Raw genomic sequence first — 12,132 nt, forward strand, 5'->3', positions numbered from 1 at the left:
TTTCAAAAATATAAAAAGTTACTCAACAATTTTTGAGACAAGAAAAAAATTTTCTTCTGTAACAGGGGCATTGGCTACAATATCTTCTGCTTTATCGCCATCTGTAACAGTATCTTCACGCATTCGTAGAGTCATCGGCATCACAGATGTTAATGGCTCAACTCCACTGACATCAACTTCATTCAATTGCTCTACAAAACCTAAAATAGCATTGAATTTTTTTGTCACAGGTTCTATCTCATCATCGTGGAGGGCAATCCTTGCTAAATGTGCTATCCGCTTGACTGTCTCTTGATCAACAGACATACTCTTTACGCCTTTCTGCTTTTTTGTTTATTTATTTGATCTTTATTCTGGCTATACAAGGCTGCACTTGTAAGTGCAAGAATATTAGATAACATGAATAAAGAATATAACTATAGATCTGAAACATTAAAAAACGTATTATACCTTTATGACTGTTATTAATATAGATGAAGTTATAAAACATCTTTTGCCTAGACAAACAATAGCAGGCTTAGATTTAGGGACAAAAACTATCGGAATTGCGATTTCTGATAGGGGGCTGACTGTCTCAAATCCGCGTCCTGTACTACAGCGAAAAAAATTTACAGAAGATGCTTACACACTTATTAAAATTTTTGACCGTGAAAATGTAGGCGTTATTATCATTGGCTTACCTCTTAACATGAATGGAAGCAGTGGCTCTCGTGTTCAAGCAACCAGAGCTTTTGTGAGTAATATGAAAGCTTATACAAAAATTCCATTTGTTTTTTGGGACGAACGTTTATCAACAATTGCTGCGGAACGGTCTCTTTTAGAAATGAATGTATCGCGCGCTAAAAGAGCAAGCCGTATTGATTCAGCCGCCGCCGCTTTTATATTGCAAGGTGCTCTCAATAGAATTCAAAACTTTCATCATATGGAAGGATAGAGAACATTGAGCAAATGCCCTGCATTATATCGTGCAATGAGCATCCCGTAAGAAGATCTCCATTGTCCCCCAAGGCGGCTTTCCATATAGGCATTCGCAACATGTTCTATGTCTGTAGAACGTAATGCTGCTGCTGCTGCTGCATAAGCTACTTGTTCAACAAAAAATCTTCCTGCACCTTCATTTGCTGATGCCATATCACCTGCTGACTTAATAATTTCAATTGCTCGGGGTCCTGCTGGTCCAATATCAAGAGCAATTTTTTCCAACAATTTCTGAAACAATCCCGGTGCTTTTTCAGCAATAAGAATGGCATCCTTTACCAATTGATTAGCAGAACTATTTCTCACAATTCGCGCAGGCCCATTATGCAACATTTGTGATAATGGATTATTCTCTATAAAACTTTCAATACCAAGTTGTGCGATAATTTCACCAATAATAGGCACAACCAATTGACTTACATGATAAGCAATAATAGGTGTCATAATGCGGGCAAAAGCTGCTTCAGAACGGTCATTTGCTGCATTGTCAAATGCTCTCGCTAAACGTAAAACCAATGCTTGTGAGGCAGCTATATCTAATGCAATATCTGCAAAAATACGTTCTGTCAGTGGAGGTAAAGGCTGATTGGGCATTTTTTTCCGGAAAAAATCCATACCAAATTGAAGAGCCGCTCGTAAAACACCTGCCGATATGACAGATTGATCGAAACGCATCATCGTCTCGATATCTTTAATAACTTTAAGCCCTTCTCCAGCATTTCCCAAAAGCCAGCCATAACTGCCTTGGAAGTCGACAACCCCCTCTGGTGTTAAAAGTTCTCCAGAACGCTGAATTAAATGACGAATCGATATAGATCCATTTAATGCGCCATTTTCTTGTATGCGTGGAATAAAAAAACAACTTAAATGACCATCTAAATCTGCACTAACAAGATATCCGTCAGCGGTAGGATTAATAACGTTGGTTTTTACAACATTTAAACGATATAGATCACGTTCCATACTTTCATCGAAAGAAATTTTCTTAACACTTGGAAAATTGAAAGCGTATTTTTCAATATCGTCAAATGCACAAGTTAGAGAAGCAGCCTTTTTATGATGAATAGGTTTTGATGAGGAATCATATTGGCGTGATAACAGTACATTTTGCCATTTTTTGAAGAGCTCGATATCACTAATTAAAACAGCAATAGCTGCACTCGTTATGATAACTTCATTCAAATGTCCTGTTTCTAAACCAGCAGATAAAGCTAAACGAATCGCACGCGCTTGATAGCGTACTCCATTTTCTGAGCTCGTATTTTCCCAAAGCGAGGTAACCAAACCTGCTTGTCTAGAATATTGTTGAAGAGCTTGATAGGAAGAATGGATCTCTAATCTTTCTGTTGGTTGCCCCCATTCATCATTATAGCATAGTAAAGGCTTATAATGATTCGCTAAGCAAGAAAGTTTCCATGCTTCTCGACTCGCGGCAAAATCCCCTATTTCTTCAAAACTTGCTAACAAAAACTTAGGCAAAGTAGAAGCAATACGAAACATAAGCGTATCGCTAAGAAATGTATTTTTTCGACGAGTATTTTGCGCAGATACAGCACTCATAGGTATATTCCTACATTCAAATCATTCATATCATAGACTATTTGTCTTTTTAGAGTTAAGAAACATTTATCATATTCAAACAAATGCTTGTTTAACCTGTTTAGAGAGAGATAAAGAAGAATGCTATGATGCAAGATAATTTTTTCCCACTTTTCCCTCATCAACATCTTTTAGCTATTAAAGATCTGAGTGTACAAGATCTTAATACATTGCTTGATCGTGCAGAAGCAAATATTATCCTTTCTAACAAAATTGATAAAATAAAATCTACTTTGCATGGACGGACTCAAATTAATCTCTTTTTTGAAGCCTCTACGCGAACACAATCTTCTTTTGAATTAGCGGGTAAAAGGCTAGGTGCACACGTGATGAGTCTTGCGATCGGCAACTCATCTGTAAAAAAGGGAGAAACATTACTTGATACTGCTACAACTCTCAATGCGATGAAGCCCGATATACTGGTTTTTCGCCATAACAGTGCAGGAGCGGCAGCTTTATTAGCGCAAAAAGTTGATTGTTGTGTTATTAATGCGGGTGATGGTGCCCACGAACATCCAACCCAAGCTTTATTAGATGCTCTAACCATTAAAAGGGCAAAAGGTCGTATTGAAGGATTAACTGTTGCGATTTGCGGAGATATCTTACACTCGCGTGTTGCCCGTTCCAATATCCTGTGTCTCAATGCTTTGGGTGCTCGTGTTCGTGCTGTTGCTCCCTCAACACTCTTACCCGCAGAAATTGCTCATATGAGTGTTGAGGTTTTTAACACGATGAAAGAAGGTCTTAAAAATGCTGACGTTATCATGATGTTGCGCTTACAGCATGAACGGATGACAGGCTCTTTTATTCCTTCTACGCGTGAATATTTCCATTATTTTGGCTTACATAAAGAAAATTTAGCCTATGCCAAAAATGATTCTATTATTCTGCACCCTGGACCAATAAACCGTGGTGTAGAGATTGCATCCGATATAGCAGATGGACCACAAAGTATGATTCAGACACAAGTAGAAATGGGAATTGCAGTGCGTATGGCTGTCATGGAGGCTTTATTAGATTCACGCACAAAGATCAGTGGAGAAAAAAAATGATAAAACCAATTGTTTTTCAGAATGCTCGTATTATTGATCCTTCGCGCGCAATCGATGAAATTGGTACAGTTATTGTTAAAAATGGACGAATTATAGCCGCTGGAAAAGAAGCTCTGAATCAGGGATTCTCTGAAGAAGCAGAAGTTATTAACGCACAAAACAAAGCAATTCTCCCTGGACTTGTTGATGCGCGCGTTTTTGTTGAAGAATTAGGGAATGAACATTGTGAAACAATTACATCAGCAAGTTACGCGGCCGCAACAGGTGGTATTACTTCCTTTCTTATGATGCCAAACACGCATCCAGTTATTGATAATGTAGCACTCGTTAAATTTATTACGCATACAGCACAGGAAATCTCATTGGTCAATATTTATCCCGTTGCTTCAATCACACAAGGTTTCAACGGACAAGAAATAACGGAATTTGGTTTGCTCAAAGATGCAGGAGCCGTTGCTTTTAGTGAAGGGAAAAAAACACTTCAAAATTCATCTGTTATGCGGCGTGCAATGACTTATGCACGCGATTTTGATGTTCCATTGATGCATGAAACGCAAGATAAAGATCTTACAGGGCAAGGTGTGATGAATGAAGGACTGCTTGCCAGTTGGCTTGGTCTTTCTGGCATCCCTCGCGAAGCAGAAGTTATCCCACTTGAAAGAGATCTACGTTTAGCAGCATTAACGCAAACACGCTATCATGCCGCTCAAATATCGACAGCACTCTCTGCTGATGCACTTCGTTTAGGTAAAAAACGCAGTGAGAAAATTTCAGCGGGTGTATCTATTAATCATTTATCTTTCAATGAAAATGACATTGGACAATATCGCACTTCTTTTCGCTTAATGCCCCCATTGCGTACAGAAGAAGACCGTGTAGCAATGATTGAAGCAATAAAGGATGGGATTATAGATGTTATTGTCTCTTCTCATGATCCTCAGAGTATCGACACAAAACATTTACCATTTAATGACGCGGCAATTGGCGCTATTGGTATGGAGACCTTATTGAGCGCAGCCTTACGCCTTTATCATGATGAGAGCCTATCTCTTCTACGGATAACGGAACTTTTGTCAACGGCGCCTGCAAAGCTCTTTGGACTCAATGCAGGAACACTCAAAAAAGGTGCTCATGCAGACCTTATTGTGGTTGATCTTGAAGAACCATGGGTTGTTTCGAAAGAGAAGCTCTATTCACGTTCAAAAAATACCCCTTTTGATAATGCACGTTTTCAAGGACGTGTGCTCCAGACCTTTGTGAAAGGGAAATCCGTTTTTAAACTTGATCAACAAACTTAATGAGATTCTTAATGAATGAAGCAGAAATATTTTTTCAGTCCACTCCATGGTTTATTTTCCTCATATCTTATCTCATTGGCTCGATTCCATTTGGTCTTCTTTTTACGAGATTGTTCAAAATTGGTGATATAAGAACAATCGGTTCCGGCAATATTGGAGCAACAAATGTTTTACGAACAGGAAATAAAAAGCTTGCTGCTCTAACACTTCTTTGTGATATGTTAAAAGGAACTATCGTTGTTTTGATTATAAAGTTTTTTAGTAATCCGCTAGACAATAGTATACTTGTTTCTCTAGCGGGTTTTTTTACTTTCTTAGGACATCTTTTCCCCGTATGGCTTAAATTTAAAGGTGGCAAAGGTGTTGCTACCTATCTAGGGGTCTGTTTAGGAATCTATTGGCCCGCAGCAATTATTTTTATTATTGTATGGAGTGCGATTTTTCTTCTCATGCGTTATTCTTCATTATCTGCGCTTATTGCTGTTACGATCACACCGATATTTGTTTTTTATTTTTCCGCTTCTTATTTCTATTGTATGCTGATTGTGATGAGCGTATTTGTGTTTATAAAACATTCTGCAAATATCAGTAGATTATTAATTGGGGAAGAAAGTAAGATTGGTACGCAACACGGAGATAAATAAAGGAATCCTGCTTACTGATCGTCAACGTCTAAGCTGGTTACGGTTATTGCGCAGTGAAAATATTGGAGCTGTTAGTTTTCGCAATCTCATTGATCATTATAAAACAGCAGAAAATGCTCTGGCAGCGCTGCCAGAGCTTAGTAGAAAAGGTGGTGGTTCTGTATCTATAAAAATAGCAAGCTTAGAAGATGCAGAAAAAGAAATGCAAGAAGCTGAAAGATTAGGTGTCCGGTTTATTGGTATGGGCGAACCAGATTATCCAGCTTTTCTTAAGGTTACAGAAGCCCCCCCGCCGCTTATTGCTATCAAAGGTAATGTTTCAATTTTTCAAAAAACTTCTATTGGAATTATAGGTTCTCGAAATGCTTCAGCTGCGGGAAAAAAGCTTACAGCTCAATTTGCGCGTTTTCTCGGAGAAGCAGACTTTGTAACAATTTCTGGGCTCGCTCGTGGAATTGATAGCGTTGCGCATCAAGCAAGTTTAAAAACAGGAACTGTTGCAGTCATGGCGGGAGGAATTGATCATATCTATCCTCCTGAAAATAAAAAGTTGCATGAAGATATTATTGCCAACGGTGGAGCCATCATCAGCGAAATGCCCATTTCTTGGAAGCCGCGTGCTATCGATTTTCCAAGAAGAAACCGTATTATTGCAGCTCTATCACTTGGTCTCTTGGTTGTAGAGGCAGCCCTGCGCTCAGGGTCCTTAATTACCGCACGTCAAGCAGCTGAAATGGGACGGCTAATTTTTGCCATTCCCGGTTCTCCACTTGATCCAAGATCTGTTGGTACAAACAATCTTATCAAAGACGGTGCTCTACTCACCACACATCCTTCTGACATTATAGAAACACTTACGCCATTAATTTCACCGCTTCCAAATTCGCAACTCAATTTTTTTGAGGAACCATCCTCCTTACAACTTGAAAAGGAGAATTTTAATTTAGCAGATGAAAAAAACAGCGATCTCTCTTTAGCAGATGATGATGCAGCACGTGCAGCAGTTCTCTCCGCTCTTTCAACAACGCCAATCGACTTAGACACACTCAGTATCCACTCAGGTATTTCACTCCCAACTCTCTACCTCTTGTTGGTAGAACTCGAGCTTGCTGGAAAGCTTATTCGACACTCTGGTGGTTGTGTGTCATTGTCGAATCTTGATCTTCCCCAAGAGCCTCAGCACTATTAATAATGCTTTGCCCTTCTTTGGCAACCATATCCAAAAGCAATGCTAAAAGCGGACTGTGCGCCTGACGCGCCATCTGATTCATTTGCTTTGACATGTCTGTAATATATTGGATAACTTTTAAATGATTTATAAACATAATCCTCTATCCTTGAGCATTTCCCCTCCTACCTCTCAATAGACGTTATCTTAGTATTTCGCCGTATGTTTTTGTAATAACAGTGGAAAATAAATCGTGTAATTCTATATAGGGTGTACTCTAATAATGACAATCATAAGTTGTACAATATTCATGTTTTTTATATGGCTAATATTTTTTTATGTGCTCTTAAGCAATTGGCATTAGCTATTCGCGTAAAAGGCGTTTATAAAAAAATTTTTATTTCAATATTTGGGTAAAATTATGAATATCGTTATCGTTGAATCTCCAGCAAAAGCAAAAACAATTAATAAATATCTTGGGTCTCAATACAAAGTTGTCGCATCATTTGGACATGTTCGTGATTTGCCTGCAAAAGATGGTTCTGTTTTACCGGATCAAGATTTTTCTATGAAATGGGATATAGATTCTGCTGCCGCTAAACGTTTAAATGAAATAGCAAAAGCCGTTAAAGAAGCTGATAGCCTTATATTAGCAACAGACCCTGATCGTGAAGGGGAAGCTATTTCATGGCATATTCTGGATGTTCTTCGTCAAAAAAAAGTTTTAAAAGATAAACCTATTAAAAGAGTTGTCTTCAATGCCATCACCAAAAAGTCTGTGCTTGATGCTATGAATAATCCACGTGATATTGATACATCCCTTGTCGATGCTTATCTTGCACGTCGTGCTCTCGATTATCTCGTTGGTTTTACACTTTCACCTGTTTTATGGCGTAAACTCCCTGGTGCGCGTTCAGCAGGACGCGTTCAATCGGTTGCTTTGCGTATTATTTGTGATCGTGAATCAGAAATAGAACATTTTATCAAAGAAGATTATTGGTCCATTACAACACAGTTAAAAACCATCCGAAATGATAGTTTCCAAGCAAGATTGACAATGTTTAATCAAAGAAAAATAGGCAAGCTTGATATTCAATCTCAAGAACAAGCAGACCAAATTCGCTTTATGCTGGAGAAAGCGCAATATCATACACTCAGTGTTGAAGCAAAACCTACAAAGAGAAATCCTTTTCCTCCATTTACGACCTCTACACTACAACAAGCAGCTTCTTCAAAACTAGGTTTTTCAGCTTCTCGCACTATGCAAATTGCCCAAAAGCTTTATGAAGGCATTGAAATTAATGGTGAAACGGCAGGGCTTATTACTTATATGCGTACCGATGGTGTGCAGATAGCACCAGAGGCTATTGATTCAGCACGAAAAGTTATTCATGAAACTTTCGGAAAAGACTATATTCCTGAAAAGCCACGTTTTTATTCAACAAAGGCAAAAAATGCACAGGAAGCACATGAAGCGATCCGCCCAACAGATTTTCAACGCAATCCTAGTCAAGTCCGTAATTTTCTCGATAGCGATCAAGTAAAGCTCTATGATCTGATATGGAAGCGTGCCATTGCCAGCCAAATGCGCTCTGCTGACATTGAACGTACAACCGTTGAAATTGAAGCACAGCAAGGAGAAGAGCGTGCAAATCTACGGGCAACAGGATCTGTTGTTCGTTTTGATGGCTTTATTTCCGTCTACACGGATCAACGAGACGAAGAAAATAATGAAGAAAATGAAACAACACGTTTACCACAAATAAACACTGGTGAAGCACTTACAAAAGAAAAAGTTGAATCTGTACAACATACCACAGAGCCCCCTTCTCGTTATTCTGAAGCTTCATTAATTAAAAAGCTTGAGGAGTTAGGAATTGGTCGTCCTTCAACTTATGCATCCACATTGGCGACATTGTGTGACCGTGGATATATTGTCATTGATAAACGAAAGCTTATTCCCGATGCCAAGGGACGTATTGTTACGGCCTTTCTTGAAAATTTTTTTAATCGCTATGTAGAATATGGTTTCACAGCAGATCTTGAAGAAAAGCTGGATCTTATCTCTGATGGCAAACTTTCTTGGAAAGACGTATTGCGAGATTTTTGGGATGGATTTAATGCATCTATTAGCAATATCCAAGAACTCCGTATAACCAATGTTCTTGATGCTTTAAATGTAACATTAGCACCTCTCGCCTTTCCTGAACGCGAAGATGGAAGTGATGTGCGTTCCTGTCCTCTTTGTAAAAATGGTCAATTATCATTAAAACTTGGGCGTTATGGTGCTTTTGTTGGCTGTTCCAATTATCCCGAATGTAAATACACACACCAACTTGGTACAGATACTGGAGAAGAGAATGAAGCTGTACGCAATGATGAACCTGTTATACTTGGTATTGACCCTGAAACAGGAAAAGAGATCTCTCTTCGTAATGGCCGGTTTGGTCCCTATATTCAACTTGGTGAAAGCAAAGAAGTTAAGCGTGCAGGATTACCAAAAGAATGGCAGGCAGAAAATGTAACCCTTGATAAAGCCTTGGCTTTACTATCCCTTCCCCGTGAAATTGGCATTCATCCTGAAACCGGAAAAACAATCACGGCTACGATTGGACGATATGGTCCCTATCTTAGCCATAATGGAAAATCTGCGCGCCTTCTTCATGCAGATGAAGTTTTTGATATTGGTATCAATCGCGCTGTTACAGTATTAGCAGAACAACAAGAAAACAAAACCAGGCAAAGCAGAACAACACCTGAAGCATTGGCAACATTAGGAGAGCATCCCGAAGGAGGAACCATTACCGTGCGCAACGGGCGTTATGGTCCTTATGTCAATTGGGGTAAAATTAATGCAACATTGCCAAAAGATAAAGATCCCATTAGTGTAACACTTCCAGAGGCACTAGAACTTATATCGGCTAAAGCATCGAGTAAAAAAACAACTTCAAAAAGAGCTTCTTCTAAAACAAAAGCAAAAATAAAAGAGACATAAATTTTGGCTAAAGGTGAAAAAAACATAAAATATCTCTCTTCATTCAAGGGGAAAACTTTTCCCAATAAGGAAGCAATCCTTTCCTTTATAATTGAGAATCCTAACCACTCAAGTAAACGAGAAATCGCTAAAGCTTTTAACTTAAAAGGCGATTCTCGTATCTGGCTTAGAGATATGTTACGTGAGTTAAAGGATCAAAATCTCATATCTAAACACCACAAAAGAGCAATAAACAAAGGAAAATTACCTCCTGTTTCTTTAGTAAAAATTAGCGGACGTGATAAAGATGGAAGTTTTATTGCACAACCTCTTGAATGGGAAGATTCTCCAAAGCCCAATATTGAAATACACTCTTTTCATCACATAACAGGAAGTAATATTGGTGTTGGAGATCATATTCTTGTAAAAGTTTTTCGAAATAAAAATTCTGAAAGCTCAAGCCATCCTTATACGGGACGAATTATTCGTAAAATTGATGTATCTCCCAAAAGCGCATTTGCTATTGTACGAAAATTGGAAAATAATCAATGGCGCCTTGATCCTATAGACCGCAAAACCAATGAACTCATTGTTGAAATGTCTCCAGAAATGAAGATTCAAATTGGTGATCTCGTTGAAGTCGAAATAAAAAAAAATACTGGTTACGGATTAAAGAGCGCAAAAATAAAGAATGTTTTAGGGCACATTAAGAGTGAGAAAACACTCTCAATGATAGCGCTTCTTTCGAAAGGAATTCCTTATATTTTTCCTGAAAGTGTTCTTGAGCAAGCCAAACATATCAAAGCTGCCAATATGGATAATCGTGAAGATTGGCGACAATTACCCTTTATTACAATTGATCCACCAGATGCAAAAGACCATGATGATGCAGTTTATGCAACCAAGGATAAGGATCCAGCAAATAATGATGGTTGGATTATTATTGTAGCCATTGCAGATGTTTCTTATTATATCAAAACAGGAAGTGCTTTAGATAAAGAAGCATTGAAACGTGGAAATTCTGTTTATTTTCCCGATACCGTTGTGCCAATGTTACCTGAACGCCTTTCTCATGATTTATGTTCTCTGCGTGAAGGAAAAGAAAGACCAGCTTTAGCCGTTCGTATGATTTTTGATGCAAACGGTAATAAACGAAAACATAGTTTTCATCGTACTATGATTCGTGTAAGAGCCAAACTTTCTTATCAAGAAGTACAATTGGCAATTGAAGGTAATATAAATGAAAAAATAACCCCTCTTTTTGAGAGCATTTTGCACCCCTTATGGGAAGCCTATGCATGCCTTAAAGCTGCGCGAAATCGTCGCCAACCACTAGAATTAGAAATTGCAGAAAAAAAGATTATTCTTGATCAAAATGGATGCATAAAAGATGTTGTGAGTGAAACACAATTAGAAGCGCATCGTTTAATTGAAGAGTTTATGATACAAGCTAATATTGCAGCTTCTGAAACATTAAAACAACATCACCAGCCGCTCATTTATCGTATTCATGAAAAACCTTCTCTTGCTAAGCAAGAAATACTTCGGAGCTTTCTTCAAAGTTTGGGGATACCACTCTCCCGCGGAAGCGAACTTACCTCAGCGCGCCTTAATAGAATTTTAGAAAAGGTCGCTCATACTCAACAACAAGAACTAGTCAATCAAGTTATTTTGCGTTCACAATCACAAGCAGAGTACAACCCTAAAAATAGTGGCCATTTTGGTTTGAATTTGCAGAACTATACACATTTTACATCACCAATCCGTCGTTATGCTGATCTCATTATTCATCGAGCACTCATTAAAGCTCTCAAATTAGGAAATGATCAATTAACAGATACACAAGAACAAAATCTTGCAGAAATTGCTACGCAAGTTTCTTTATACGAACGCCGTGCAATGATGGCTGAAAGAGAAACGATTGATCGGCTTGTTGCTCACTATTTAACGAATAAAATCGGTCGTATTTTTACAGGCCGCATTTCCGGAGTTACAAAAGCAGGTCTTTTTATCTCACTTGATAAACTCAATACAGATGGTTTTGTCCATATTTCTACACTTAAAAATGATTATTATCATTTTGATGAAGCACAACATGTTCTTGTAGGACAGCGTAGCCATAAAGGCTATCAGCTCAGTGATGTTGTAGAAGTAAAACTTATAACGGTACAACCTTTTGCTGGCGCTTTATGCTTTGAACTGTTAACAAAACCTCGTCCAATAAAATTTTCACCGACATCCTACCATAAAAACAAATTAAAAAAACAAAAGTATACTTTTTATGGGAAAAGAAAAAATTAATCTTCTTGCCCTCCATTAAATATAATATGAATAATAAATTCAATTTAAGAAATGGCTTATATTATATAATATTTATATTATTTTATATGTACAATCTTCTTTCTTTAGTATACAAGAG

Annotated in this window: 10 protein-coding genes; 7 read left to right on the forward strand and 3 right to left on the reverse strand. The window is 38.0% G+C overall.

Features of this window, described 5'->3' with window-relative positions; genetic code table 11:
- Positions 1 to 18 precede the first annotated feature (18 nt).
- Complete coding sequence (gatC, locus tag ACFINE_RS05020; protein ID WP_375621275.1) at positions 19 to 306, reverse strand: Asp-tRNA(Asn)/Glu-tRNA(Gln) amidotransferase subunit GatC; 288 nt, start codon at positions 304 to 306, stop codon at positions 19 to 21.
- Between the two features lie 148 nt (positions 307 to 454).
- On the opposite strand from gatC, the gene ruvX reads away from it, so the two are divergent.
- On the forward strand, positions 455 to 934 hold the full coding sequence (ruvX, locus tag ACFINE_RS05025; protein ID WP_375621276.1) for a Holliday junction resolvase RuvX: 480 nt from the start codon (positions 455 to 457) through the stop codon (positions 932 to 934).
- Here ruvX and ACFINE_RS05030 read toward each other — a convergent pair.
- Positions 919 to 2,538 (reverse strand): acyl-CoA dehydrogenase family protein, encoded by a 1,620-nt coding sequence (locus ACFINE_RS05030; RefSeq protein ID WP_375621277.1) that lies wholly within the window; start codon positions 2,536 to 2,538, stop codon positions 919 to 921. The genes ruvX and ACFINE_RS05030 overlap by 16 nt on opposite strands.
- 125 nt (positions 2,539 to 2,663) lie before the next feature.
- Here ACFINE_RS05030 and ACFINE_RS05035 point away from each other — a divergent pair, with 125 nt between their 5' ends.
- Genes ACFINE_RS05035 through dprA form a run of 4 tightly spaced genes read left to right on the forward strand, consistent with a single transcriptional unit; the run spans position 2,664 to position 6,760 of the window.
- Entirely contained in the window at positions 2,664 to 3,629 is a 966-nt protein-coding gene (locus tag ACFINE_RS05035; protein ID WP_375621278.1) for an aspartate carbamoyltransferase catalytic subunit, read from the forward strand.
- The gene (locus tag ACFINE_RS05040; RefSeq protein ID WP_375621279.1) at positions 3,626 to 4,927 is read left to right on the forward strand and encodes a dihydroorotase; all 1,302 of its coding nucleotides are present in this window, start codon (positions 3,626 to 3,628) and stop codon (positions 4,925 to 4,927) included. The genes ACFINE_RS05035 and ACFINE_RS05040 overlap by 4 nt, the downstream gene beginning before the upstream one ends.
- An 11-nt stretch (positions 4,928 to 4,938) precedes the next feature.
- Positions 4,939 to 5,571, forward strand: coding sequence for a glycerol-3-phosphate 1-O-acyltransferase PlsY (plsY, locus tag ACFINE_RS05045; RefSeq protein WP_273791019.1), 633 nt, complete (start codon positions 4,939 to 4,941; stop codon positions 5,569 to 5,571).
- Complete coding sequence (dprA, locus tag ACFINE_RS05050; RefSeq protein ID WP_375621280.1) at positions 5,528 to 6,760, forward strand: DNA-processing protein DprA; 1,233 nt, start codon at positions 5,528 to 5,530, stop codon at positions 6,758 to 6,760. The genes plsY and dprA overlap by 44 nt, the downstream gene beginning before the upstream one ends.
- Here dprA and ACFINE_RS05055 read toward each other — a convergent pair.
- Complete coding sequence (locus ACFINE_RS05055) at positions 6,690 to 6,896, reverse strand: hypothetical protein (RefSeq protein ID WP_005773510.1); 207 nt, start codon at positions 6,894 to 6,896, stop codon at positions 6,690 to 6,692. The two genes, dprA and ACFINE_RS05055, sit on opposite strands and share 71 nt — an antisense overlap.
- A gap of 264 nt (positions 6,897 to 7,160) precedes the next feature.
- On the opposite strand from ACFINE_RS05055, the gene topA reads away from it, so the two are divergent.
- Together topA and rnr are read left to right on the forward strand one after the other, a co-directional pair.
- On the forward strand, positions 7,161 to 9,734 hold the full coding sequence (gene topA / locus ACFINE_RS05060; protein WP_375621281.1) for a type I DNA topoisomerase: 2,574 nt from the start codon (positions 7,161 to 7,163) through the stop codon (positions 9,732 to 9,734).
- A gap of 3 nt (positions 9,735 to 9,737) precedes the next feature.
- Positions 9,738 to 12,014, forward strand: coding sequence for a ribonuclease R (gene rnr, locus ACFINE_RS05065; RefSeq protein WP_375613410.1), 2,277 nt, complete (start codon positions 9,738 to 9,740; stop codon positions 12,012 to 12,014).
- Positions 12,015 to 12,132 lie beyond the last annotated feature (118 nt).

The organism is Bartonella sp. AA97HXZ, assembly GCF_042196985.1.
Lineage (GTDB): Bacteria > Pseudomonadota > Alphaproteobacteria > Rhizobiales > Rhizobiaceae > Bartonella.